Raw genomic sequence first — 24,788 nt, 5'->3', positions numbered from 1 at the left:
GAATGCCGCCGTTCGGGGGCTGCTGTCCGCAGGATGCGCCCCCTCGAACGGGAATCCGGCTTGCCTCCGGCATACCCGTGAACGCGCGCACTTCCGGGTTCATGCACTGAAAGTAATCCTACGATCACCCCTCCGGCGAGGGCACTTGCGGAAACGCCACCATTCGCCACCCCTCCGAGTGAACTCCCTTACGGGCGGGCGCGATTCACTTGACACAGGACGATCAGGAGCAGGCGGAGCGACGCACGCCGGAGCGCGTGCGCCACTGCGCACCACCCCGGGTGTCCCGATACGCCGCCGAAGCCGGATCGTCGGCCACATCCGTTGACGGAGGGTCATCGGACCGCTCCACGTCGTAACCACCGGCGAGTTCGACCCGTTGGAGGGGGCATGGGCTTCACGATCGGCGGCATCCGGGACATGCGGTCCGGCACGCGGCGCCGCAGCCGTACGGCAGAGGGCACAGCGGTGGCGGAGTACACCGGGCTGTGGGGCTGGGACGTGGTCCCGGGAGCGAGGGCGGTCGCGGGCGTCTGCTCCTGCGGCGATCCCGGCTGCGAGGCGCCCGGCGCCCACCCCTTCGACTTCGCCCCGGTGGTCCCCGCCGGGGCGACGCTGGACGAGGTCACCGCCGCCTGGGACCAGTTCCCGGGCGCCGCGGTGCTGCTGCCGGTCGGCTCGTCCTTCGACGTGCTGGACGTGGCCGAGGCGGCGGGCCGGCGGGCGCTGGTCCGGCTGGAGCGGATGGGCATTCCGCTGGGCCCGGTGGCCGTCACGCCGGAGGGCCGGGCGCACTTCTTCGTCGCGGCGGGCGCCGCGGCGGCGCTGCCGGAGCTGCTGTACCGGATGGGCTGGGACGACGCGGAGCTGGATCTGCGCTGTCTGGGCGCCGGGGCGTACGTGACCGCTCCCCCGTCGGACCGGGCGGGCCTCGGGCAGGTGCGCTGGCTGCGCCCGCCGTCCCTGGACACCGCCTCCAAGCCCCCGCAGGCACGGCTGCTGCTCGGCACCCTGGCGTACATCTGCCATCGCCATCTGGCCTGAGCCGCCCGCGCACAGACCGAAGGGCCCCTACCGCATCTGCACCATGCGGTGGGGGCCCTTCTTCGTACGCACGCCTCGCGCGGAGGCCGTCGTACGGCGCGGAACGCGGGGTTCAGTCCCCGATGAGGGCGTCCACGAACGCCTCGGGCTCGAACGGAGCCAGGTCGTCCGCGCCCTCGCCGAGGCCGACCAGCTTGACCGGCACGCCCAGCTCGCGCTGGACGGCGATCACGATGCCGCCCTTGGCGGTGCCGTCCAGCTTGGTGAGCACGATGCCGGTGATGTCCACGACCTCGGCGAACACCCGGGCCTGGACCAGGCCGTTCTGCCCGGTGGTGGCGTCCAGCACGAGCAGCACCTCGTCGAGCGGCCCGTGCTTCTCCACGACCCGCTTGACCTTGCCGAGCTCGTCCATGAGCCCGGTCTTGGTGTGCAGCCGGCCCGCGGTGTCGATCAGGACGACGTCCGCGCCCTCGGCGATGCCCTCCTTGACCGCGTCGAAGGCGATCGACGCCGGGTCGCCGCCCTCGGGGCCCCGTACGGTACGGGCGCCGACGCGCTCGCCCCAGGTCTGGAGCTGGTCGGCGGCGGCGGCGCGGAAGGTGTCGGCGGCGCCGAGCACGACCGAGCGGCCGTCGGCGACCAGGACGCGGGCCAGCTTGCCGGTGGTGGTGGTCTTTCCGGTGCCGTTGACGCCGACGACCATGACGACACCGGGGGTGTCGAGGCCGCTCTCGGTCTTCACGGCGCGGTCGACGTCGGTGCCGATCAGGTTGAGCAGCTCCTCGCGGAGCAGCTTGCGCAGTTCTTCGGGGGTACGGGTGCCCAGGACCCGCACGCGCTCGCGCAGCCGCTCGACCAGTTCCTGGGTGGGGGCGACGCCGACGTCGGCGGTGAGGAGGGTGTCCTCGATCTCCTCCCAGGTGTCCTCGTCGAGGTTGTCGCGGGAGAGCAGCGTGAGCAGGCCCTTGCCGAGCGAGTTCTGCGAGCGGGCGAGCCGGGCGCGCAGCCGTACCAGCCGGCCGGCGGTGGGTTCGGGGACGTCGAGCGCGGGCGCCTCGGGCGCCTCCTCGACGGGCGGTTCGACGACGACCGGGGTCTCGGTCGCCCCCGGCAGGTCCACCTCCTCGATGGTGCGGCGCGCTTCGTCCTTCGGTGGAGCGGCTTCCTCGCCGACCTGAGGTTCGGCGGGCGGGGCTGTGACGGTCGGCGTGCCCGGCGGCGCCGAGGGCGGCAGCTGCTTCTTCCTGCGGCTGCTGACCACGAGCCCGCTGACCGCGCCGACCGCGACCAGGGCGATGACTGCGATGACTACGACAAGGCTGAGGATGTCCATAACCCCCCCAGTATCGGCCACGGGTCCTCCGAAGGCCCTGCTGGTGGGTTCCTCCAAGCGACATACCCCATTTCAGGGGCGCAGTCGGGTCAAAGTACGATGGCCGAGCCCGTGTCGACGCGCGTAGAGTCCTCACGATCACTCCCCCACCGGTACGCAACGCGGCGTGCCGAGCGAGAGGCATGGAACCCCCCACCATGAGCACCACCGCAGAAACCCCTCCTGCCGAGGGCACGGTCGAGACCCGAGGCCTGGAGCCGGTCCCCGACAACGAGCGCACCGGCCGCGTCGGTGAGCTGTTCCCGACCTGGGTCGCCGCCAACATCAGCGTGCTGCTGCTCACCATGGGCGCGGGGCTGATCGTCTTCAACAAGCTGAACATCTGGCAGGTGCTGATCGTCGCGATCACCGCGCCGGTCGTGTCGTACGGCATGGTCGGTGTGATCTCGATCGCCGGCAAGCGCGGCGGTTCGCCCGGCATGGCGCTCTCCCGGGCGGTCTTCGGCCAGCGCGGCAACCTCTTCCCCGGCGCGCTGATCTGGGTGGCCCGCTGGGGCTGGGAGACGATCAACGCGGTCACCGGCGCGTACGCGGTGCTGACCGTCCTGGACCTGCTCTTCGGCGTCAAGAGCAACACCGTGCTCGTCGTGGTGACCCTGCTGCTCTTCGTGGCCTGCACGTTCGTCGTCTCGGGCCTGGGCATCAAGGCGCTCCAGGTCTGCCAGAAGTGGTCGACGTACCTGTTCGGCGTCTTCTCGGTGCTCGTACTGGTCTACCTGATCGCCAACACCGACTGGTCGTCCGTGTTCGCCAAGCCGGCCGGCTCCACCGCGATGCTGATCGCGGGCATCGGCACCATCGCCGCGGGCGGCATCAGCTGGGTCCCCTCCGGCCCCGACTTCACCCGTTACCTGCCGCGCAACGCCTCCAACAAGGGCATGGTCGGCGCCTCGATCGGCGGCGCGGGCATCGTGGTGCTGCCGATGGTGCTGATGGGCGCGGTGATGGCCGTCTCCACCCCGAACCTGGCGAGCGCGCAGGACCCGGTCTCCTTCATCGGCGAGCTGCTGCCGATGTGGATCTCGGTCCCGTACCTGGTGATCGCCCTGATCGGGATGCTGCTGATCAACTCGATGTCGATGTACTCGGCCGGCTTCACCGCGCAGACGCTGGGCATCAACGTGCCGCGCGCCTGGGCCGTCAGCGTGAACGCCGTGATCAGCCTGGTCTTCGGCTTCCTGCTGATGGTGGTGGCGACCAGCTTCATCGGTTCGTTCATCTCCTTCCTGACGCTGCTGGCGGTGGCCTTCTCGGCCTGGATCGGTGTCTTCGGGGTGGACATGCTGAAGCGGCGCAGCTACGACGGCGAGGCGCTGATGGACACCGGGCGCACCAGCGCCTACTGGTACAGCGGCGGGTTCGCCTGGTCCGCGATGATCGCGTGGGGCGTCGCCCTGGTGGTCGGTCTGCTCTTCACGAAGGTCGACTGGTTCGCCGGTCCGCTGGCGGACACCTGGCTCGGCGCGAACGGGCTCGGCTGGGTCGTGACGATCGTCGCCGCCGCCGTGCTGTACGCGGTGCTGCCGCGCGCCCAGGCGCCCGGGGCCCGGGAAGTCCACGAGGAGCCCGCGCGGAGCCTGTCAATCTGACGCTTCGTCAGCTACGGTCCCCCTTCGCCCACCCGCAGCGGCAAAGGGGGACTTCTCGTCATGGCCTACTCGGTGGTCCGGTTCAACCTGGTCGATCCCGCGGCGACCCCCGTCTCGCTGAGCGCCCGCTACCGGGCCGCGCTGGAGATGGCCGCGTACGCGGACGCGCACGGTGTCGACACGATCCAGACGGAGGAGCACCACGGCGCCGCCAACGGCTGGCTGCCCTCCCCCTTCACCTTCGCGGGCGCCGTTCTCGGCGCGACGCGGCGCATCGCGGTCACCGTCTCGGCGGTCATCGGCCCGCTGTACGACCCGCTGCGGCTGGCGGAGGACATCGCCGTGCTCGACCTGCTGAGCGGCGGGCGGCTGGTGACGGTCGCGGGGATCGGCTACCGGCCCGAGGAGTACGAGCAGCTGGGCGTGGAGTGGGGCAGGCGCGGCAAGCTCCAGGACGAGCTGCTGGAGACACTGCTGAAGGCCTGGTCGGGCGAGCCCTTCGCGTTCCGCGGCCGCACGGTCCGCGTCACCCCGCGCCCGTACACCCGGCCGCATCCGATGCTGCTGGTCGGCGGCAGCTCGAAGGCGGCGGCCCGGCGGGCGGCCCGGCTGGGGCTGCCGCTGTTCCCGAGCGCCCATCTGCCGGAGCTCGCGCGCTTCTACGAGGAGGAGTGCGCGCGGCACGGCACCTCGGGGTTCTGCATGATGCCGGCGAGCGAGACCCCGCTGCTGCACCTGAGCGAGGACCCGGACCGGGCCTGGGCGACGTACGGCGGCCATCTCCTGCACGAGGCGCGCACCTACGCCTCCTGGCAGTCGAAGGACATCAGCTCGGCGGTGCGCTCGAGGGCGACCACCGTCGAGGAGCTGCGGGCCGAGGGGGTCTACCGGATCCTCACCCCGGAGCAGTGCGCGGAGCTGGACGCCGAGAGCCTGGTCCTGCACCCGCTGTGCGGCGGGATGCCGCTGGAGGAGGGACAGGAGAGCCTGCGGCTGTACGTGGAGAAGGTGCTGCCCCGGCTCGGGTGACGAACCGGGGCAGCACCTTCTGCGCGGGGCGGAGCGGGCGTCAGCCCATCTCCTCCAGCTTCTTGCCCTTGGTCTCCTTCACGAACTTCAGCACGAAGGGGATGGAGAGCGCGGCGAAGATCATGTAGATGACGTACGTCCCGGAGAGGTTCCAGCTCGACAGGCTCGGGAAGCTGGCCGTGATGGCCCAGTTGGCGATCCACTGGGCGGCGGCGGCCACACCGAGGGCGGCGGCCCGGATCCGGTTCGGGAACATCTCGCCGAGGAAGACCCAGACGACGACGCCCCACGACAGGGCGAAGAAGAGCACGAAGACATGGGCCGCGATCAGCGCGACCATGCCCTGGGTGTCGGGGAGCTTGCCGTTCACCATGTCGGCGGAGAAGGCCCAGGCCTCGAAGGCGAGGGCGACGGTCATGCCCGCCGAGCCGATCAGGGCGAGCGGCTTGCGGCCGATCCGGTCGACGAAGATCATCGCGATGACGGTGCCGACGATGTTGATGATCGACGTGGTGAAGGAGTAGAAGAACGAGTCGCTCGGGTCGATGCCCACGGACTGCCACAGGGTCGCCGAGTAGTAGAAGGCGACGTTGATGCCGACCAGCTGCTGGAAGACGGAGAGCCCGATGCCGACCCAGACGATCGGCAGGAAGCCGCCCCGGCCGCCCAGCAGGTCCTTGAAGGTCGACTTGTGCTCGCTGCGCATGCCGTGCTCGATCTCGGCGACGCGGGCCTCCAGGTCGATGCCCTCGCCCTCGACCTCGGACAGGATCTTCTTGGCCTTGTCGGTCCTGCCCACGGAGATCAGGAAGCGCGGCGACTCGGGGATGGCGAAGGACAGCAGCCCGTAGATCACCGCGGGGACGACCATCACGCCGAGCATGACCTGCCAGGCCTCCAGGCCGCCGACGATCTTGCGCCGGTCGTCGCCGCCCGCCCAGTTGAGGATGCCCCAGTTGACGAGCTGGGAGATGGCGATGCCCAGCACGATGGCGCCCTGCTGGAAGGAGCCGAGCCGGCCGCGGTAGGCGGGCGGGGCGACCTCCGCGATGTACGCCGGGCCGATCACCGAGGCCATGCCGATCGCGATGCCGCCGAGGAAGCGCCACATGGTGAGGTCCCACAGCGCGAAGGGCAGCGCCGACCCGAGGGCGCTGACGGTGAACAGCACGGCGGCGATCTGCATGACGCGGATGCGGCCGATGCGGTCGGCGAGGCGTCCCGCGGTGGCCGCGCCGATGGCACAGCCGATCAGGGCGACGGCGATGACCTGACCGAGGGCGCCGGAGCCGATGTCGTACTTGTCACCGATGGCCTTGGTGGCCCCGTTGATGACCGAACTGTCGTAGCCGAAGAGGAAGCCGCCCATCGCGGCCGCGGCCGTAATGAAGATGACATGGCCGAGGTGCTCCGGAGCGGCCTCCCGGCCGCCGGGCGCCGAAGGCGTCTGCGCTGTGCTGGTCACGTGAACTCCTGGACCCGGCCGCGTCGCCGGGCATGTCCGTGGGGGCAGGCACTTCAGTGGCTTCCAGTGGGGCACAACTCCATGGCACCCACCACTTGAAGACAGACGAAGCCGACTGAAGCCAAATGGAACGGGGGAGATCGTATGCCTTCAACTTTTGAAGTTGGATCGGGGGTCTGTTCCGCGTCCGGACTGCTTCGGCGCACGCGAGACCCCTACCGAACCTTCATTAATTGAAGAGTTGAAGACCTTAACGAAGTCGCTGACTGATGACCTTCGAGACGCCGTCGCCCTGCATCGATACTCCGTACAGGGCGTCCGCCACCTCCATCGTGCGCTTCTGGTGCGTGATCACGATCAACTGGGAGCTCTCCTGGAGCTCCTTCATGATCCGAATCAGCCGCTGGAGATTGGTGTCGTCGAGCGCCGCCTCGACCTCGTCCATCACGTAGAACGGGCTCGGCCGCGCCTTGAAGATCGACACCAGCAGCGCCACCGCGGTCAGCGAACGCTCACCGCCCGACAGCAGCGAGAGCCGCTTGACCTTCTTGCCCGGCGGACGCGCCTCGACATCCACCCCCGAGGTCAGCATGTTGTCGGGGTCGGTGAGGATCAGCCGTCCCTCGCCGCCGGGGAAGAGGCGGGCGAAGACGCCCTCGAACTCGCGCGCCGTGTCCCGGTACGCCTCGGTGAACACCTGCTCCACACGTTCGTCGACCTCCTTGATCACCTGCATCAGGTCGGCCCTGGTCCGCTTGAGGTCCTCCAGCTGCTCGGAGAGGAACTGGTGGCGCTCCTCCAGCGCCGCGAACTCCTCCAGCGCCAGCGGGTTGACCTTTCCGAGCTGCTGATACGCCCGTTCGGCTGCTTTGAGCCGCTTCTCCTGCTCCGCACGGACGAAGGGACGGGGGCGGTTGCGGGCGTGCTCCGGGTCCTCGGGCAGGGTCTCCCCCTCCGCGGCCGGCGACGGGGGGACGGGCTGCTCGGGCCCGTACTCCGCCACCAGTGAGGCCGGTTCCACACCCAGCTCCTCCAGGGCCTTGGTCTCCAGCTGCTCGATCCGCAGCCGCTTCTCCGCTCCCAGTACCTCGCCCCGGTGAACCGAATCGGTCAGCTTGTCGAGTTCTTGCTTCAATTCCCTTCCGCGCCCGCGCTCGGCCTCCAGTTCGCGCTCCCGCCCGGCCTTGGCGGTCTCCGCCACCGAGCGCTCCTCGGCGGCCCGGCCCAGCGAGATCTCGGCGTGCGCGAGCAGCTGCCGGGCGCCCGCCGCGACGGCCGCCGCGACCTGGGCCTCGTACCGCAGCCGGTTGCGCCGCTGCTCCACCCGTGCACGGGCCTCGCGCTCGGCGCGGGCGCCGCGGTCCAGTGCGTCGGCCCGGCCCGCCAGCCCCTTGACCCGCTCCTCGTGGGTACGGACCTGGAGGCGCGCCTCCATCTCGGTCTGCCGCGCGTTGGCCCCGTCTGCCGCGAGCCGGTCCCGCACCGAGGTGTCCGGGTCCTCCTCCACCGGCGCCTCCTCGGCGACCGCGAGCCGTTCGGCCAGCACCTCGGCGTCCTCGGTGGCGCGCTCCAGCGCGTCCTGCGCCTTCGCCGCCGCGGCGGCCGACCGCTCCGCCTCACCGGCCGCCCCGCGCGCCTGCCCGGCCAGCCGGCCGAGCTGCTGCGCCACCGCCGAGCGCTCCCGGTCCCCGGCCCGCCGCAGCTCCCCCAGCTCCTCGACCGCCGCGGCGCACCGCCGCCGCACCTCGACGGCCTCCCGCTGCGCGCCGCCCAGCCGCTCGCACCGCACCTCGAGATCCGCCAGCTCCGCGTCCGCCTCGTCGACGGAGGCCTGCACCTCCAGCAGACTCGGCGCCCCGGCCGAACCGCCGTGCGCGAAGTGCGCGCCCAGCACGTCGCCCTCGGCGGTCACCGCGGTCAGCCCGGGGTGCGCGTGGACCAGGTCCTCGGCGTCCTCCAGCGTGCCCACGACGACGATCCCGCGCAGCAACCGGCGCACCGCGGGCATCAGTTCCGCCGGCCCCCGCACGAACCGCGCGGCGCCCGGAGCGGCAGCACCGTCCGCAGCGTCCGGCGACTCCTCGCCCGTCTCCCCCGCCACCAGCAGCGCCGCCCGCCCCGCGTCCTGCTTGCGCAGCAGGCGGATCGCTTCTGCTGCGGCCGTCGGACCGGTGACCGCGAGCGCGTCCGCCGCGGCCCCCAGCGCCGCCGCCACCGGGACCTCGTACCCGGGGCTGACCGTCAGCAGCTCCGCGGCGGGCCCGAGCAGCCCGGTCAGCTGCTCGCCCGCGCCCAGCAGCGCCCCGGTGCCGTCCTTGCGGCGCAGCCCCAGCGCGAGCGCCTCCCGGCGCGCGGAGGTCGCGGCCCGCCTGCGCTCGGCGGCCGTCAGCTCCTCCCGTGCGGCGCTCGACGCGGCCTCCGCCGCGGCGAGTTCGCGCTTGGCCTCCTCGTGCCGCGCGGACAGCTCCGACTCGCCCGCGTCCAGGCCGTCGACCTCGGCCCTGAGCTGTTCGTACTCCTCCTGGGCGGCACAGGCACGTTCCTGCGCGGCGTCCCTGGCCTCGGTGAGCCGCTCGATCTCCGCCTGGGCCGAACCGGCCCTGCTGCGGGCCGCGTTGACCTGTCCGCTCAGCCGGGCGAGCCCCTCCCGGCGGTCGGCGACGGCGCGTGCCAGGTCCTTGAGCCTGCGTTCCTCGGCGGCGAGTTCCCGCTCCAGGTCGCCGCGGTGCCCGACGGTGTCGTCCAGCGCGTGCCGGGCCGCGTCGAGGGCGGCCTCCAGCTCGGCCTCCTGCTCGCGGATGCGGGCTGCCTCGCGCTCCATGTCCTCGGGGTCGCGGCCCCGCCGCTCCTCCTGGGGCGCCGCGTTGGCGCTGGTCACCCGGGCGTCCGCGAGCGAGACGGTGCCCCGTACCCGCTCCGCGAACTGCGACAGCTCGTACCAGGACTGCTGGGCCCGCTGGAGCCTGGGCGCGAGCCGCCGCACCTCCTCCTCCAGCTCCGCCTCGCGCTGCTGGGCCGCCCCGAGGGCGCTCTCGGCGGCCTCCTTGCGGGACTTCAGCGCGGCCTCGTCGGCGATCTCGGCGCCGAGCGCCCGCTGCATCCGCACGAGGTCGTCGGCGAGCAGGCGCAGCCGTACGTCGCGCAGGTCGGCCTGGATGACGGCGGCCCGCCGGGCCACGGCGGCCTGCCGTCCCAGCGGCTTGAGCTGCCGTCTGAGCTCGCCGGTCAGGTCCTCCACCCGCGCCAGGTTCGCCTTCATCGACTCCAGCTTCCGCAGCGCCTTCTCCTTGCGCTTGCGGTGCTTGAGGACGCCGGCCGCCTCCTCGATGAAGGCGCGGCGGCCCGTCGGGTCGGCGTGCAGTACGGAGTCGAGCTGGCCCTGGCCGACGATGACGTGCATCTCGCGGCCGATGCCGGAGTCGGAGAGCAGTTCCTGGATGTCGAGCAGTCGGCAGGTGTCGCCGTTGATCTGGTACTCGCTGCCGCCGTTGCGGAACATGATCCGCGTGAGGGTGACCTCGGCGTACTCGATGGGCAGCGCGCCGTCGGAGTTGTCGATGGTGAGCGACACCTCGGCCCGGCCCAGCGGGGGCCGCCCGGTGGTGCCGGCGAAGATGACGTCCTCCATCTTGCCGCCGCGCAGCGACTTGGCGCCCTGCTCGCCCATGACCCAGGAGAGCGCGTCCACCACGTTCGACTTGCCCGAGCCGTTGGGGCCCACGACGCAGGTGATGCCCGGCTCGAAGCGGAGCGTCGTGGCGGAGGCGAACGATTTGAAGCCGCGGAGGGTCATGGCCTTGAGATGCACGCAGCCGGACTTTACCGCCCTGTGCTCCGCGACCACGGCGCATCGGGTTCCGGCGCCGCGCGCCACACCTGCCGGGTTCGCGGTTTCACCCGTGAAGGTGCAGGGCACATCAGACGTGAGGGGGACACAGGGCGAAGGGGCGGTAAAGAAAGAAGGGACGCCAAAGCGTCCCTTGCAGATCTTGCTGCGACTGATGCGGGGCAGGGAAATGCCGAAAAAGTCTTCCCTGCCCGGAGGTGATACGGTCCGCTGCCGCCGTCGGCCCGGGTGACGACCCGAGCGGTGCGAACGGCTTCGCGGGAGCGGATCAGGTGAGTGCGGGCTCCGCCTGCGGGACGTCGATCTCGAAGTCCTCGTCGAGCAGAGAAGAGTCTCCGCGGTGCTGAGCGGCGGCGGTCAGCGAGTCGTTCTCGTTCTGGATCCGGGTGAGCTCGGACTCCAGATCCTGTACTCGCTGCTGAAGCCGTCGCATCTCGGCGAGGAGTCGCGGGTCGGAGCCGCCGACGTAACCGAGAAGCGCCTTTGCCATGATGAGTGGTCCTCCACACTGAGTGACCGACCGAGAGCGGTGTGGGTCGTGAGGGAATCGCACCCGCGGTGCTTGGCAGTGCTGGTGATTCACTGCGGTTCTCGCTGCCAAACAGCTAAGGTGCGCGGGGATTCCAGAGTCTCACCAAAAAGTTTGACGGTCAACACGATCACACCCCGTATTGAGTGGGCATCCCGGGGGCGTTCTGCCGTGGAAACAACGGCATCGCTCAACCTGCGGGGCCCTGGGGGCGTGGAGATCATCCTCGTACGGGCAGCCTTCCACGGCAACCCGTTTCTGGCAACCACCAGGGCGTTTCCCTCACGAGAAGGCGCCCGCGGCGCTCCGCGCGCCCCCCTTCCCCGCGGTCCGCGAGCCGGGCGGGCCGGCCCGCTCAGCGGATCGCGAAGCCGGTGTAGCCCCCACGCGGTGTGCCCCATATCTCAGTGACACCGTCGACCCGGCCGGGAGTGTCGGCGGAGTGCAGCCACTCCAGCAGGCGGTGGCAATTCTCACGCGGCCCCTCGGCGACCACCTGCACACGGCCGTCGTCGAGGTTGAGCGCGAAGCCGGTGAGGTCCCCGATCTGCAGAGCGTTTGCCCTGGTGAACCAGCGAAAGCCCACTCCCTGTACTCGTCCGCGTACCCAGGCGGTGAGCCGCGCGTCCGGCCGTGCATCTTCGTTCATGACTGCACGCTAACCGGCCAAATGCTCACGAGGCACTCCGCCCCCACCCGTCATGCCGTACAGTCCCGACCCAATGAGGCTCATCCGTACGGGTGAACGCATTGACCGTCGAGTTCGAGGAAGGCACAGCAGATGGGACGCCATCGACGCACTGCCGCCGGTCCCGCCGCAGAGGAACACGCGGCCGGTCCGGCAGGCGGCACTCGGGGCGGTGACCGCCGGAAGAAGCGGGCCGCACCCGTGCGGACCGGACTGCTCGGAGTCTCCGCCGCCGTGGCCTTCGGCGCCGTGGCCGTTGCCTCCGGAATCCTTCCCGGCGCCGACAGCCTCGGACTCGGAGGCGGCGGCAACGGCTCCGGTGACCGGGTGACGGCAGGCGGCGCGGTGGACCTGAAGGCCCACGGCGACGCTTCGGCCGCCCCCACCGACCGCGCCTCGGCCCACGCGTCCGCACGCGGCTCGGAGCGCCCGCAGGGCCCGACGAAGGCCCCCGCGCAGACCCCCGCCGAGAAGCCGGCGCCCTCCGAATCGCCGAAGACGCCGGACGCCGATTCGCAGAAGCAGACGGTCGACGACACCAAGAAGGAGCCCGCGAAGGCTCCCGAGAAGGCCGCTGCGGAGAGCCGCGAGGACGCACGGACCACTCCGAAGGCGCCCAAAACGACCGAGCCCAGGAAGGCCCCGGCACAGGTCCGGCCCCCGGCTTCGGCGAACGACGCCGCCGCCGCCGTGCTCTCCCTGGTCAACCAGGAGCGCGCGAAGGCGGGCTGCAGCCCGGTCCGCCCGGACACCGGCCTCGCCTCGCTGGCGGCGGGCTTCAGCCGCGACATGGCGGCCCGCGGGTTCTTCGACCACACCGACCCGGACGGCGCGACCCCGTGGGACCGCGCCGCCAAGGTGGGCATCAAGAACCTGGGCGGCGAGAACATCGCACGCGGCCAGGCCGACGCCCAGGCGGTGATGGACGCCTGGATGAAGAGCGAGGGCCACCGCGCGAACATCCTGAACTGCGACTACACGACGCTGGGCGTCGGCGTGCACATGGCCGAGGGCGGCCCCTGGTGGACGCAGGACTTCGGCTTCTGAGGCCGGTACCCGCCCGGAACACCGCTCACCGGCCGCCGCCGGCCTACTGGGGCCGCGGCGGCCGCTGGCATTTCGGACAGAAGTAGCTGGAGCGGTTCATCCACGGGCGGCGGCGCATCAGGGTGCCGCACCGGCGGCACGGCTCGCCCTCGCGGCCGTACGCGTCGAGCGAGCGGTCGAAGTACCCGGACTCGCCGTTCACGTTCACATACAGGCTGTCGAAGCTGGTGCCGCCGACGGCCAGGGCCGCGTTCATCACGTCCCGCACGTGGCCGAGCAGTTCGGCCGAGCGGGGCCTGGTCATGGTGGCGGTCGGCCGGTCGTAGTGCAGTCGCGAACGCCACAGCGCCTCGTCCGCGTAGATGTTGCCGACGCCGCTGATCAGCGACTGGTCGAGCAGGGCCCGTTTGACGGTGGTGCGCCGCAACCGCAGGGCGGTGTGGAACGCGGCGTCGTCGAACGCCTCGTCGAGGGGGTCGCGGGCGATGTGCCCGATGACGTCCGGCAGACCGTCGGGGGTGGTCTCGTGCAGCGAGAGGCCGCCGAAGGTGCGCTGGTCGACGAAGCGCAGTTCGGTGCCGAGCACGTCGGCGAAGCGCACCCGCACCCGCAGGTGCTTCTCGTCCGCGGCCTCCTCGGGCTGGACCAGCAGCTGACCGCTCATGCCGAGGTGGCCGAGCACGGCCAGCGGGGCGTCCTCCAGCGGCAGCCACAGGTACTTGCCGCGCCGCATGGCCGCACCGATGCGGTGCCCCAGCAGCCGGGCGGCGAAGTCGGGCCCGCCCGCGAGGTGGCGGCGGACCGCCCGCGGGTGCAGCACCTCCACCTCGGCGACGCTACGGCCGGTGACCCACCGCTCCAGTCCGCGGCGTACGACTTCCACTTCGGGCAGCTCGGGCAACTCGACGGTCCTTTACGGGGCGGGGTGCGGGTATGCGTCCGGCCCCGCCGCCACCCGTGGGGGCGGCGGCGGGGCCGGACGGTCGTACGGTACTGCGGCGGTCAGACCACCGGCGACGTGCTGTCGCCGGTCCCGGGCGCCGGGGCGTCCGTGGGGTCGACGGCCGGAGCGTCCACGCCGGCCTTCGCCGCCGCTTCCCGCTCCGCCGCGGCCGCGCTGATCGCGCGCCACGCGGACTCCGCCGCCTGCTGTTCCGCTTCCTTCTTGCTGCGGCCGGTGCCGGTGCCGTACGAGACACCACCGACGCGGGCGGCAGCAGTGAAGGTCTTCTCGTGGTCCGGGCCCGTCTCCGTGACGAGGTACTCGGGAACCCCGAGGCCCTCGGACGCGGTGAGCTCCTGGAGACTGGTCTTCCAGTCCAGGCCGGCACCGAGGCTGGACGACTTCTCGATCAGCGGATCGAAGAGCCGGTGCACCAGCTCGGAAGCGGCGTCCAGACCCTGGTCGAGATAGACCGCACCGATCACCGCTTCCAGGGTGTCGGCGAGAATCGATGCCTTGTCCCGGCCGCCCGTGCCCTCTTCGCCCCGGCCGAGCCGGATGAAGGAGCCGAGGTCGAGGCCGCGGCCCACCTCCGCGAGCGCACGAGAGTTGACCACCGCGGCCCGGAGCTTGGCCAGCTGGCCTTCCGGGAGGTCGGGGTGGGTCCGGTACAGCGTGTCCGTGACCACCAGGCCGAGCACCGAATCCCCGAGGAATTCGAGCCGCTCGTTGGTGGGCAGACCGCCGTTCTCGTACGCGAACGAACGATGGGTCAGCGCACGCACCAGAAGGGCGGACTCGAGGTGATACCCGAGCCGCCCTTCCAGAAGCGTGTGGGACGAGGCATTGTCCGTCTTGTGTGACTCAGACATGGTGCCTCTCACCAGCCGCTCAGACCTCGAGGACCTGGCGCTTGTTGTACGTGCCGCAGCTCGGGCACGCAATGTGCTGGAGCTTCGGCTCCTGGCAGCGCTCGCACGACACCAGGGTGGGGACCGCAGCCTTCCACTGCGACCGGCGGTGGCGCGTGTTGCTGCGCGACATCTTCCGCTTCGGAACAGCCACGGCTACTTCTCCTGCTTCTCGTCGACGCCAGTTGCAGCGTCGTTCACGTTGTCCTTCTCGCCGACCTGGCCGGTCTCGACGAGTCCCTGCAGTGCCGCCCAACGGATGTCGACGGCGTCATGGTGGTGGTCGGGTTCGTCGTTCAGGCTGATCCCGCACTGCGAGCACAGACCTGCACAGTCCTCCCGGCACACCGGCTGCATCGGCAGTGCGAGCACTACCGCGTCACGCAGCACCGGTTCGAGGTCGAACAAGCCGTCCTCAAGATAAAGCGTGTCCTCGTCGTCCTCGGCGTCGTCGCCCGGTTCCGCTTTTGCACGGCCCCGGTCGTCGGCGTCAGGGTACGAGAACATCTCCTGGAAGTCCGCCGCGACGTCGAGTCGCACCGGCTCCAGACACCTTACGCACTCCCCCTCGGCCGCGGCACGGACGGTGCCTGTGACAAGCACCCCTTCCATGACGGATTCGAGGCGGAGCCTGATCTCCAGGGGCGCACCTTCCGGTACGCCGATGACCCCTTCGACACCGAAGTCCTTGGGGGCCTCCGCGGAGCGGGTCAGCCGCTGAAGGGCACCGGGACGCCGGCCCAGCTCGTGTGTGTCGAACACGAGGGGGTTGCGGTGGTCGAGGTGCGTACTCAGGGGACTTCCTGCTTTCGGATTGCTGTGGAGACGGGCTGCCGTGGCGTCGCTCGACGAAATCGATGGCGGATCGGGCAGCCGACATCGCAGGCGTGGCCCACGACGAAGAGCCAGGATACTTGACGCTCGGCCCAGGGCCCAATCCGGTCCCCGGGCACCCGCGGCCGGGCCCCGGCGGGGGCACTAGCGCCCCTGCTCGTACTCGCGCAGCTGGTCGAGGTTGATCATGCTCGTGTCGAACATGCTGGTCTCGTCGAGTGCGCCCTGCTGCGGCTGGTGGTGCTGCTGGGCCTGCTGCGGCTGCTGCACGGGCTGGCCGTACTGGTCGTAGCCCTGCTGCGGGTAGCCGGCCGCGTAGGGGTCCTGCTGGTAGCCGTAGGGGTCCGGCTGCTGGTACGAGGCCGCGTAGGCGTCCTGGGGCTGCTGGTAGGACGCCGCGTACGGGTCGTAGGGCTGCTGGGCCGGGACGTGCGGCTGGACCCGCGGGGGCTCCGGGGCGTGCAGCGGGGTGGCGGCGGGGGCGGGCTGCTGCGGCTCGGCCAGGTCGGCCAGGAAGTCGGCGTCGCTGCCGCGCAGCTGGGAGTGGTCCAGCCCGTCCTGCTCGGCCATGTGCACGCCGAGGTCGTCGGAGGCGATCCGGCCGTGCAGCTTCTGCCGGCCCTTGCCGACCGCTTCGAGCGTCTTGGCGAGGACCGCCTCGAAGGCGCCCAGCTTGGTGTCGACGTACTCGTCGGCGCGGTGCAGCAGGGTGGAGGGGTCGGCGCTGTACTCGGGGGCGTCGTCGTCGGCGTACCCCTGCTCGTCGAGGCCGGGGCCCCGGCCGAGCAGCTTCTCGCGGCCACGGCCCACCGAGCCGATGGTCTTGGTGAGGACGACCTCGAAGTTGGCCAGCTTGGAGTCGACATACTCGTCGGCCTCGGCGCGGACCTCCTCGGCCTCCTGGCGGGCCTCCGCGAGGATGCGGTCGGCCTCGGCCTGGGAGCGGCGGGCGACCTCGGTGTCGGAGATCAGGTCGCCGCGCTGGGCCTGGGCGGACTCGATGATCCGGGCGGCCTCCTCGCGGGCCTGCTCGACCATCTGCTCGCGCCCGCCGATCAGCTCCTGCGCCTGGGCCAGCGAGCCGGGCAGTGCCTCGCGGAGCTCCTGCAGCATGTCGAGCAGGTCGGCGCGGTTGACCACGCACGAGGCCGACATGGGCATGGACCGGGCACTGCCGATCGCCTCGACGATCTCATCGAGCTTCTTCTGCACGTCCACCGTGTGTCGCCACTCTCTCGGCCTGGTTTGGAGACGGACGGGACGACTGTACGGCCAGTCGGCTCCCGCCCGACACCGGGTGACGGAACGTCAGTTGCCCTGGGTCCCGGACTTGCGCTCCGCGAGGCGGGCGGAGAGTGCCGCGTGGACGTGCTCCGGCAGCAGGTGCGCGACGTCGCCGCCCCAGGCGGCGACCTCCTTGACCAGGCTGGAGGAGAGGAAGCTGTAGGTGGGATTGGTCGGTATGAACAGGGTCTCGACGCCCGAGAGGCCGTTGTTCATCTGGGCCATCTGCAGCTCGTAGTCGAAGTCGCTCACCGCGCGGAGGCCCTTGACGATCGCGGGGATGTCGCGGTCCTTGCAGAAGTCGACCAAGAGGCCGTGGTGCGACTCCACCACGATGTTCCCGTAGTCGGCGGTGGCGGCGCGGATGAGTTCCATCCGCTCGTCCACGGTGAACAGACCCTGCTTCGACTGGTTGATCATCACCGCGACGTGCACCACGTCGTACAGCCTGGAGGCTCGGCCGATGATGTCGAGATGTCCGTTGGTGATGGGGTCGAACGACCCGGGACAGACTGCTCGGCGCATCTGTGGTCCCTCGCTCTCCGGTCCGGTCATCGTGCGTCTTCGCACGACGAGGCGGCGCGACCGTACCAAAGCGTTCCCTCGCCGTAGCGACGGGCCCGCAGCGGCTCGAATCCCTTGGGCCAGTTGAATTCTCCGCCCCTGGTGCTGCGTTCCACGGTGACGATCGCGTCCTCCGCGAGCCACCCCTGGGCGTGGAGTGTGAGGAGAATCTCCCCAAGATCGTCGTCCGTGACCGCGTACGGCGGGTCCAGGAAGACGATGTCGTACGGCTCCGCCGGGGCCGGCCCGGTGACGACCTGCTCCGCCTTCGCGGCCCGTACCTCGGCGCCGGGCAGCCCCAGGACGCGTACGTTGTCCCGGATCGTCCGGACGGCCTTCTGCTCCGCCTCGACGAGCAGTGCGTGCACCCCGCCCCGCGAGAGCGCTTCGAGCCCGACGGCCCCGGAACCCGCGTACAGATCAGCGATCCGCACCCCTTCGAGGGTGCCCCGCAGCGCCTCCCAGGTGGAGAAGAGCCCCTCGCGCGCACGGTCGGAGGTGGGGCGGGTGCCGTTCCCCGGGGGAACGGCGAGTCGACGTCCGCCGGCGGTGCCTGCGATCACGCGGGTCATGGGTTCCTGGGTTCCTCTGCTGGTCCGGCGGGGTTCTCGCGCTCCACGATATGGCGTACGGGCGGCTCACCCCTTGTCGAGGTACTCCTCCCGGTCCTTGTCGAGCAGGGCGTCCAGTGCCGTGCGCAGCTCGGGCAGGTGCTCCAGGTCCGGGTCCTCGGCGACGATCGCCACGGCCTCCTCCCGGGCAGCGGCGATGACCTCCTCGTCGTCGATGACCGCGAGGACGCGCAGCGAGGAGCGGACGCCGGACTGGGCCTGGCCGAGCACGTCGCCCTCGCGGCGCTGTTCGAGGTCGATGCGGGAGAGTTCGAAGCCGTCCAGGGTGGCGGCGACGGCGGACAGCCGGGCGCGGGCGGGGCTCGCCTCGTGCATCTCGCTGACCAGCAGGCACAGGCCGGGGGCCGAGCCGCGGCCGACCCGGCCGCGCAGCTGGTGCAGCTGGGAGACGCCGAACCGGTCGGCGTCCATGATCACCATGGCGGTGGCGTTGGGGACGTTCACACCGACCTCGATGACGGTGGTGGCGACCAGGACGTCGACCTCGCCGGCGGCGAACCGGCGCATCACGTCGTCCTTGTCCTCGGGCTGCATCCGCCCGTGCAGCACCTCCACGCGCAGCCCGCCCAGCGCGCCCGCGCGCAGTTGGTCGGCGATCTCCAGGACGGCGAGCGGGGGCCGCTTCTCGGGGTCCTCGGCCTCCTGTGCCGCCTTCTTGGACTTCTTCTTCGGCTCGTCCTCGCCGTCCCCGATGCGCGGGCACACGACGTACGCCTGGTGCCCGTTCTCCACCTCCTCCCGCACCCGCTCCCAGGCGCGGGCCAGGAAGTGGGGCTTGTCCTTGGCCGGCACGACATGGGTGACGATGGGCGAGCGGCCGGCCGGGAGCTGGTCCAGGACGGAGGTCTCCAGGTCGCCGAAGACGGTCATGGCGACGGTGCGCGGGATGGGTGTCGCGGTCATCACCAGCAGGTGCGGGGGCTGCTTGCCCTTGGACCGCAGGGCGTCCCGCTGCTCCACGCCGAAGCGGTGCTGCTCGTCCACCACGACCAGCCCCAGGTCGTGGAACTGCACCTTGTCCTCGATCAGCGCGTGCGTGCCGATGACCAGGCCGGCCTCCCCGGTCACCAGGTCGAGCAGCGCCTGCCGCCGGGCGGGCATCCCCATCGACCCGGTGAGCAGCACCACCTTCGTGCCGAGCGCGGACCCGCCGAGCATGCCGCCCTCGGCCAGCTCCCCCATCATCTCGACGACGGACCGGTGGTGCTGCTGGGCGAGCACCTCGGTGGGCGCCAGCATGGCCGCCTGCCCGCCCGCGTCCACCACGGCGAGCATGGCCCGCAGCGCCACCATCGTGTTGTGAGTGACGGTGAAGTTGTCCGTGATGTAGCTGTGGCTGGGGTGATTCACGCTGATGCACTGGACCGGCTTCCTGCCGACGTACTCAACGGCCCGGATCCCACGCCGGAAAGTGTTGTACTTCGGGCGGGGGCGCATCCTGCTGAGCTTCCGTGTCAGCCGGAAGGGCGGAAACTCCTCGGGCAGCGCCACCGAAACGTTGAAGGCTTCCCTCTTCGGGAGAACACGCGCCCGGCCTCCCAGGGAACGAACCATCCAGGCGACATCATTCGCGAGCCGCTTCGAGACAGAGCAAAACGACATGTTCAGGCCGTTGGCCTGCAACGTGCCGTCGGTGTCCATCAGCCCTTGAAGCATCGCCACGCGGTCTTTGACAGATGCGTTCAAGTACATGTCGGGAATGAACTTGTGGTGTGAGGAGGCCCCCCACAAGCCCAGCTCCCGCACCGCCTGGATAACCGGATTCCGACGGGTTCCGCCCCGCTCCTCCGTCATGCGCAGCGTGTGGTCGCAACGAGAACCCGGCACCGGCACCAATTCGCAACCGGGAGCGACCATGCGCTCCACAGCGTCCCGGATCTCGTCATCCGCAGTGGAGAGGCGCAGGTTGTGACGGAACGAACCGTCCCCCAGGAGCACTCCCAGCAGGTACGGATCGAGGGGGAGTTCCTGTCCGTCCTCCAGATCCACCGGTACCGCACACGGCAGGTACCACTTCGATGAACCGTTCGCTTTGAACGTGTCCTTGCGGATCTCGCGCGTCGTCATGACCTTGGGCGAATCTCCCCGGTGCCAGGCGCAACTCGTCGCCACGGTCCACAGGTGTTCGTCGTCGCACTCCACGGAACTGCCGTCCGACAGCACGAGACGCCATACGTCCCGCTCCCCTTGCGGATACACACCGTCGACCACAGCGATGTCGCCGGTGGGCACCACCACAGACTGTCCTACCGCCATGTCTCCCATACGCCGGAATCCACTGGGCGTCAGCACCAGGGAGTCGAGCGGCTGGGCCTTCCCCGAACCGACTTCCCCCTGGAGGAGGCGGTGCATCGGGTGCTCGGTGGCCAGGTCGTCGAAGATCTCCTTGGAGACCTTCTGCTGGCCCTCGGTGAGGGTGAAGGGGAGCTTGGCGTCGAAGGCGTCGAGGAGGCCGCCGGGGGACGGTCTGCGGGCGACCGCGGGGAGCTGGGTGTCGGCGAACCTGCGCCGGGCCAGGGCGACTTGGAGGACGAAGGCCTCGTCCCACTTGAGGCGGTCGCGGGCGTCGGCGATCTCCGCCTTCGTGCGCGGCCGGTGGATCTTGCGGAAGGCGTCGGGGAGCGGGACGAGCCCCCGGCCCTCGCGGAGTGCGGGGGGCAGCGGGTCGACGACCTCCGACCAGCCGGTCGCCTCCATGGACGCGAGGACCAGGTCGACGGTCTTGGCGATCTTCCAGCTCTCCATCTGGGCGCAGGCCGGGTAGAGCGGGATGAGCTGGTTGGCCCAGGCCTCGACGGCGTCCGCGCCGGCGTCCTTGCCGAGCATTTCGTACGCCGGGTGGGAGAGCTGGCGGATGTTGCGGAAGACACCGACCTTGCCGGAGAACATGCCCTTGCGGCCCGGCAGCAGTTCCTTCTGGTGGTGGTAGATCGCCTTGCCGAAGAAGACCAGCTGGAGGCGTCCGCTGCCGTCGGTGAGGGTCACTTCGAGCCGCTGGCCCTTGCCGTTGTTGAAGCGCAGGACGCGGGCGTCGGCGACCTGGGCGACCACGGTGGCGTGCTCGTCGAGCGGAAGGTCGGCGAGCTGGGTCAGCTCGCCGCGCTCCGCGTACCGCCGTGGGTAGTGGTGCAGCAGGTCGCCGACCGTGTGCAGGTCGAGGTGCTCGGCCATCACCTTCGCGGTGGTGCCGCCGAGTGTCTTCTTGAGTGGTTCGTCGAGCGAGGGCACGAGATCCATTGGACACCATGGGTCTGACAGTCCGGCCGATACGGTGCGTACCCGGCCCGGCAGCGAGCCGGTGGCGGCCCCCCATGGCCTCACGGACCCCGCCGTCATCCGTGCAGGCCGCGGGCGTACGCCGCTTCGTACGTCGTCGGCGGGAGTGCGGCCTCGGCCGCCCTGCGGGCCCGTGCGACGTCCAGGTCGCCGTGCAGCGCCGCCCCCCGCAGCCGCTCCGCCTCCCCGAGCAGTTCCGCCGCGCGCTCCCCCGGGGCGGCCTCCGCGCGGGCCTCCGCCACTTCCGCGAGGACCAGGCGTCCGGGCTGTTCCTCGGCCAGTTCGGCCGCGCGGTCGAACCACTCCTCCGCGTCCTCGGCCGCCCCTTCCGCCCAGGCCGTACGGCCGAGTCCGAGGAAGACCCGCAGGGCCTCGCCCACGCTGAACCAGGTCGCGTTGCACCCTTCGAGCGCCGCCTCGTAGTGGCCACGCGCGCGGGTGGTGTCCCCCGCGAGGCGTGCCGCGTCGCCCAGGCCGCGCAGCGCCCCCGTCGTCTTGTCCGGCACGCCGATGCTCCGTGCCAGCTCCGCCGACCTGGTGAACAGGGCCACTGCCTCCTCCGGCCGGCCCGCGTGCAGCAGGACCGTGCCCTTGCGCAGCAGCATGTCGGCCGTCTCCTCCGGGGCGCCGAGCTCCGTCACCAGGTGCAGGGCCTCGTCGAGCAGGGCCAGCGCCCGCGCACTGTCGCCGCGCCAGTGGGCCAGGACGGCCAGCGCGTCGAGGGCGTTGGCGATGCCCCACCGGTCCCCGGCCTCCCGGAATCCGGCCAGCGAGGCCCCGAACACCTCCTCCGCCGGCCCCGGACGCCCCGCGAACAGCTCCTGGTGGGCGCGGCCCATCCGCAGCAGCGCGACCGCCCACGGGTCCCTGCCCAGGTACGCCGCCTCCGTCTGCCTGGTCGCCCCCGTGCCCACCCGGGGCCCCGAGGCGAGCGCCCACAGCGAGAGCGCGTGCGGTCTGCGCAGACGTCCCGCGAGGTCCTCCATCAGGGCGTCGACGCGGGCGGTCACCGCCTCCTTCTCGCGCTTCCCGCCGCGGTGTCCCGCCACGGTCAGCAGGCACAGCGTGTACTCCTCGACGAGCCCCTCCGGCGGCTCCTCGCCGACCGCCGCCAGCACCTCGCCTGCGACCCCGGCCAGTTCACCGGCCCTGCCGCGCACCGGCGCGTACCAGGTCAGACAGGCCAGCAGCCGCAGCGCGGTGGCCGTGTCCGCGCCGCGCACGGCGGCCAGCAGATTGGCGTACTCGGCGTCGAGGCGTGCCAGCCAGTGCAGTTGCCCGCCGCCGCGCAGCCCCGGGTCCGCGGTCTCGGCCAGCTCCAGGAAGTACGCCGCGTGGGCGGCCCTGAACTCCGGCTCCTCGCCGCCCAGCCGCCCCGCGCAGAACGCGCGGATCGTCTCCAGCATCCGGTAGCGCCCGTCCACGGCCTGCACGAAGGACTTCTCGACCAGCGAGGCGAGCAGGCCCTCCGCGTCGTCGGCCCCGCACACCCGCTCGACGGCGTCCCGCGTCGCACCCCCGGCGAACACGGTCAGCCGCCGGGCCAGCTCCCGTTCCGCCTCGTCGAGCAGCTCCCAGCTCCACTCGACCACCGCGCGCAGGGTGCGGTGCCTGGCCTCCTTCGTACGGTCGCCGCGCGACAGCAGCCGGAACCGGTCGTCGAGCCGGTCCGCGATCTCGTCGAGGGTGAGGGTACGCAGCCGGGCAGCGGCCAGTTCGACGGCGAGCGGCAGTCCGTCCAGGGCGGCACAGATCCGCGCCACGCGCGCGTGCCCGCCGTCACCGGCTCCGGCATGGGCACCGTCACCCGCTCCGGCCCCCGCTCCGACGGAGAACCCCGGCCGCACCGCACCCGCCCGGTCCAGGAAGAGCCGCACCGCCTCCGGTTCGCCGAGCAATGCGACCGTGACCAGCGTCTCTCCCGTGATGCCCAGGCCCTCGCGGCTCGTCGTCAGGATCCGCAGGCCCGGACAGCCGGCCAGGAGGAGTGCGGCCAGCCCGGCCGCGCCTTCGACCAGGTGCTCGCAGTTGTCCAGCAGGAGCAGCAGCCCGCGCTCCTCGTGGGCGGCGAGCGCGGACAGCAGCCGCTGGACGGCGTCCGCTGCGCCCGGCCGTTCCCGGAACCCGCTCTCGCGCACCCCGAGGGCCGCCAGCACGGCGTACGGCAGCCCGGTGGCGTCCGGGACCTGGGCGAGCTCGACGTAACAGACCTCGCCCGCCCAGCGCGCGGCCGTCTCGACGGCGAGCCGGGTCTTGCCCGCGCCGCCGGGTCCGGTGAGGGTCACCAGCCGGGTGCCGCCGAGCAGCTTCGCGAGGTGCGACAGCTCCTTCGTGCGCCCGACGAAACTGGTGATCCCGGCGGGCACCGGGCGCGGGGACGCGGGACGCTCCGGGTGCAGCAGTTCCAGGTGCAGGGCGGCCAGCTCGGGCGAGGGGTCCGTGCCCAGTTCGTCGCCGAGCACCCGCCGGGCGTCCTCGTACACGGCGAGCGCCTCCGCGGGCCGCCCCGCCGCGCGCAGCGCCCTCATCAGCAGCCCGTACGGCCTCTCCCGCAGGGGGTGTACGGCGAGCAGCTCGCGCAGCTCCCCCACCAGCGCACCGCGCCCCACCTCGGCACTATCCGCCACCAGCGCACCTTCCGCCCCGACGGCCCCGTCCGACCCCTCGGGCAGCCCCAGCCGTGCCTCGGCCAGGTCCTCCCGGACGTCCAGCCGCTCCCCTTCGAGCCGCACCGCCTGTGCCCGCGCGAACGGCAGCCGGGCCAGGTCCGCGAGCGCGGGCCCCCGCCACAGTCCGAGCGCCTCCCGCAGCAGCAGGGCGGCCCGCCCGCACTCACCCGCGCGCAGCGCCCGGCGCCCCTCGGCGGCCAGCGCGGTGAAGCGGTGCACGTCCACGCTGTCCGGGTCGGCGTCGAGCCGGTATCCGGCGGGCAGCGACGCGATCGTCGTGCCCGTGCCGCCGAGCCGTCCGCGCAGCCGGGAGACCTGCGACTGGAGGGCGTTCGTGGCGCGGGCCGGCGGTGCGTCGCCGTACAGCCCCTCCTTGAGCCGGTCCGTGGCGACCGCGCGGCCCGCGTCCAGTGCGAGCAGGGCGAGCAGGGCCCGCGGCCGTTCCCCGCCGGGGTCGAGGGCACGGCCGTCGTCGGTACGGATCTCCACGGGGCCCAGCAGTCCGAAGCGCACCCGCCGATTGTGCTGTCCCGCGCGGGATCCGGGCAGGGCAGGGGGCGGGACGAGCGGGCCCGGGGCAAGAAAAAACCGGCCCACCCGAGGGTGGACCGGTTCTTCAAGCAACCAGCGAGGTGGCCGCGCTATCTAGACGTCAGCGCGAGACCTTGCCGGCCTTGATGCACGAGGTGCAGACGTTAAGCCGCTTCGGCGTCCGACCGACCACTGCACGCACGCGCTGGATGTTGGGGTTCCAACGACGCGAGGTACGGCGGTGCGAGTGCGAAATGTTGTTGCCGAAGCCCGGCCCCTTGCCGCAGACGTCGCAGTTGGCAGCCACGGTCACTCCAAAGACTTCAGATGCACTTACAGTGAATTCCGGCATGCCGGGGATCCGAAGATCTTGTGGCGTAGCCGGGGGAATGTCCCGATTTTCATCGGGCAACCGGAGCAGCATACAACGACTGCTCTCGTACAACGAAACTACCACGGCTCGGAGGGCGCCCGCCCCGGCCCCTTCTCCCGGCGGCTCCCCTCCGGAAG

19 protein-coding genes are annotated in these 24,788 nt (G+C 71.4%); 4 read left to right on the top strand and 15 right to left on the bottom strand.

Going from position 1 to position 24,788, the window contains the following annotated elements; all coding sequences use genetic code 11:
- Positions 1-390: 390 nt before the first annotated feature.
- Complete coding sequence (locus ACFYVL_RS16275) at positions 391-1,044, top strand: bifunctional DNA primase/polymerase (RefSeq protein ID WP_389245091.1); 654 nt, start codon at positions 391-393, stop codon at positions 1,042-1,044.
- A 112-nt stretch (positions 1,045-1,156) separates the two neighbouring features.
- Here ACFYVL_RS16275 and ftsY read toward each other — a convergent pair whose 3' ends face one another.
- Positions 1,157-2,380, bottom strand: a complete 1,224-nt coding sequence (gene ftsY / locus ACFYVL_RS16270) for a signal recognition particle-docking protein FtsY (protein ID WP_389245089.1) — start codon at positions 2,378-2,380, stop codon at positions 1,157-1,159.
- A gap of 197 nt (positions 2,381-2,577) precedes the next feature.
- Between ftsY and ACFYVL_RS16265 the strand changes: the two genes are divergently transcribed.
- Positions 2,578-4,029, top strand: a complete 1,452-nt coding sequence (locus ACFYVL_RS16265) for a purine-cytosine permease family protein (protein WP_389245087.1) — start codon at positions 2,578-2,580, stop codon at positions 4,027-4,029.
- A 60-nt stretch (positions 4,030-4,089) separates the two neighbouring features.
- A complete protein-coding gene (locus ACFYVL_RS16260) occupies positions 4,090-5,058 on the top strand; it encodes an LLM class flavin-dependent oxidoreductase (RefSeq protein ID WP_389245085.1) in 969 nt (322 codons plus the stop codon).
- 40 nt (positions 5,059-5,098) lie between these two features.
- On the opposite strand, the gene ACFYVL_RS16255 is transcribed toward ACFYVL_RS16260, so the two are convergent.
- The 4 genes from ACFYVL_RS16255 to ACFYVL_RS16240 all read right to left on the bottom strand — a co-directional run bounded on the left by ACFYVL_RS16255 (position 5,099) and on the right by ACFYVL_RS16240 (position 11,548).
- The gene (locus tag ACFYVL_RS16255; protein WP_389245083.1) at positions 5,099-6,523 is read right to left on the bottom strand and encodes a sugar porter family MFS transporter; all 1,425 of its coding nucleotides are present in this window, start codon (positions 6,521-6,523) and stop codon (positions 5,099-5,101) included.
- Between the two features lie 250 nt (positions 6,524-6,773).
- Entirely contained in the window at positions 6,774-10,331 is a 3,558-nt protein-coding gene (gene smc, locus ACFYVL_RS16250; protein WP_389245081.1) for a chromosome segregation protein SMC, read from the bottom strand.
- Positions 10,332-10,638: 307 nt separating this feature from the next.
- A complete protein-coding gene (locus tag ACFYVL_RS16245) occupies positions 10,639-10,860 on the bottom strand; it encodes a hypothetical protein (RefSeq protein WP_389245079.1) in 222 nt (73 codons plus the stop codon).
- A gap of 394 nt (positions 10,861-11,254) precedes the next feature.
- On the bottom strand, positions 11,255-11,548 hold the full coding sequence (locus ACFYVL_RS16240) for an acylphosphatase (RefSeq protein WP_389245077.1): 294 nt from the start codon (positions 11,546-11,548) through the stop codon (positions 11,255-11,257).
- Between the two features lie 132 nt (positions 11,549-11,680).
- On the opposite strand from ACFYVL_RS16240, the gene ACFYVL_RS16235 reads away from it, so the two are divergent.
- Positions 11,681-12,634, top strand: a complete 954-nt coding sequence (locus ACFYVL_RS16235) for a CAP domain-containing protein (RefSeq protein ID WP_389245075.1) — start codon at positions 11,681-11,683, stop codon at positions 12,632-12,634.
- A gap of 43 nt (positions 12,635-12,677) precedes the next feature.
- Here the strand turns inward: ACFYVL_RS16235 and mutM are convergent, their stop codons facing one another.
- The 10 genes from mutM to rpmB all read right to left on the bottom strand — a co-directional run bounded on the left by mutM (position 12,678) and on the right by rpmB (position 24,585).
- A complete protein-coding gene (mutM, locus tag ACFYVL_RS16230) occupies positions 12,678-13,535 on the bottom strand; it encodes a bifunctional DNA-formamidopyrimidine glycosylase/DNA-(apurinic or apyrimidinic site) lyase (RefSeq protein WP_389245073.1) in 858 nt (285 codons plus the stop codon).
- A gap of 101 nt (positions 13,536-13,636) precedes the next feature.
- Positions 13,637-14,449 (bottom strand): ribonuclease III, encoded by an 813-nt coding sequence (rnc, locus tag ACFYVL_RS16225; protein ID WP_389245071.1) that lies wholly within the window; start codon positions 14,447-14,449, stop codon positions 13,637-13,639.
- A gap of 19 nt (positions 14,450-14,468) precedes the next feature.
- Positions 14,469-14,642 carry a 50S ribosomal protein L32 gene (rpmF, locus tag ACFYVL_RS16220; protein ID WP_003965982.1) on the bottom strand — a complete coding sequence of 58 codons (174 nt, stop codon included), beginning with the start codon at positions 14,640-14,642 and terminating at the stop codon, positions 14,469-14,471.
- Between the two features lie 2 nt (positions 14,643-14,644).
- Entirely contained in the window at positions 14,645-15,283 is a 639-nt protein-coding gene (locus tag ACFYVL_RS16215) for a YceD family protein (protein WP_389245392.1), read from the bottom strand.
- 183 nt (positions 15,284-15,466) lie between these two features.
- Entirely contained in the window at positions 15,467-16,540 is a 1,074-nt protein-coding gene (locus ACFYVL_RS16210) for a cell division initiation protein (RefSeq protein ID WP_389245070.1), read from the bottom strand.
- 90 nt (positions 16,541-16,630) lie between these two features.
- Positions 16,631-17,131 carry a pantetheine-phosphate adenylyltransferase gene (gene coaD / locus ACFYVL_RS16205; RefSeq protein ID WP_389245068.1) on the bottom strand — a complete coding sequence of 167 codons (501 nt, stop codon included), beginning with the start codon at positions 17,129-17,131 and terminating at the stop codon, positions 16,631-16,633.
- 26 nt (positions 17,132-17,157) lie between these two features.
- The gene (rsmD, locus tag ACFYVL_RS16200; RefSeq protein ID WP_389245066.1) at positions 17,158-17,742 is read right to left on the bottom strand and encodes a 16S rRNA (guanine(966)-N(2))-methyltransferase RsmD; all 585 of its coding nucleotides are present in this window, start codon (positions 17,740-17,742) and stop codon (positions 17,158-17,160) included.
- Positions 17,743-17,808: 66 nt separating this feature from the next.
- Positions 17,809-21,039, bottom strand: coding sequence for a helicase-related protein (locus ACFYVL_RS16195; protein ID WP_389245064.1), 3,231 nt, complete (start codon positions 21,037-21,039; stop codon positions 17,809-17,811).
- Positions 21,040-21,134: 95 nt separating this feature from the next.
- On the bottom strand, positions 21,135-24,260 hold the full coding sequence (locus ACFYVL_RS16190; RefSeq protein WP_389245062.1) for an ATP-binding protein: 3,126 nt from the start codon (positions 24,258-24,260) through the stop codon (positions 21,135-21,137).
- A gap of 139 nt (positions 24,261-24,399) precedes the next feature.
- On the bottom strand, positions 24,400-24,585 hold the full coding sequence (rpmB, locus tag ACFYVL_RS16185; RefSeq protein WP_003957616.1) for a 50S ribosomal protein L28: 186 nt from the start codon (positions 24,583-24,585) through the stop codon (positions 24,400-24,402).
- Positions 24,586-24,788: the final 203 nt, after the last annotated feature.

This window comes from Streptomyces sp. NPDC004111 (genome assembly GCF_042874215.1).
Taxonomy (GTDB): Bacteria; Actinomycetota; Actinomycetes; order Streptomycetales; family Streptomycetaceae; genus Streptomyces.
The sequence above is the reverse complement of the archived record's forward strand: the minus strand, read 5'-3'. Positions and strand labels throughout refer to the sequence as shown.

What these genes read in the sequence shown, in the direction of transcription:
- ACFYVL_RS16275 (WP_389245091.1), top strand. Translation starts at nt 391, where the DNA reads ATGGGCTTCACGATCGGCGGCATCCGGGACATGCGGTCCGGCACGCGG.
- ftsY (WP_389245089.1), bottom strand. Translation starts at nt 2,380, where the DNA reads ATGGACATCCTCAGCCTTGTCGTAGTCATCGCAGTCATCGCCCTGGTC.
- ACFYVL_RS16265 (WP_389245087.1), top strand. Translation starts at nt 2,578, where the DNA reads ATGAGCACCACCGCAGAAACCCCTCCTGCCGAGGGCACGGTCGAGACC.
- ACFYVL_RS16260 (WP_389245085.1), top strand. Translation starts at nt 4,090, where the DNA reads ATGGCCTACTCGGTGGTCCGGTTCAACCTGGTCGATCCCGCGGCGACC.
- ACFYVL_RS16245 (WP_389245079.1), bottom strand. Translation starts at nt 10,860, where the DNA reads ATGGCAAAGGCGCTTCTCGGTTACGTCGGCGGCTCCGACCCGCGACTC.
- ACFYVL_RS16240 (WP_389245077.1), bottom strand. Translation starts at nt 11,548, where the DNA reads ATGAACGAAGATGCACGGCCGGACGCGCGGCTCACCGCCTGGGTACGC.
- ACFYVL_RS16235 (WP_389245075.1), top strand. Translation starts at nt 11,681, where the DNA reads ATGGGACGCCATCGACGCACTGCCGCCGGTCCCGCCGCAGAGGAACAC.
- rnc (WP_389245071.1), bottom strand. Translation starts at nt 14,449, where the DNA reads ATGTCTGAGTCACACAAGACGGACAATGCCTCGTCCCACACGCTTCTG.
- coaD (WP_389245068.1), bottom strand. Translation starts at nt 17,131, where the DNA reads ATGCGCCGAGCAGTCTGTCCCGGGTCGTTCGACCCCATCACCAACGGA.
- rsmD (WP_389245066.1), bottom strand. Translation starts at nt 17,742, where the DNA reads ATGACCCGCGTGATCGCAGGCACCGCCGGCGGACGTCGACTCGCCGTT.
- ACFYVL_RS16195 (WP_389245064.1), bottom strand. Translation starts at nt 21,039, where the DNA reads ATGGATCTCGTGCCCTCGCTCGACGAACCACTCAAGAAGACACTCGGC.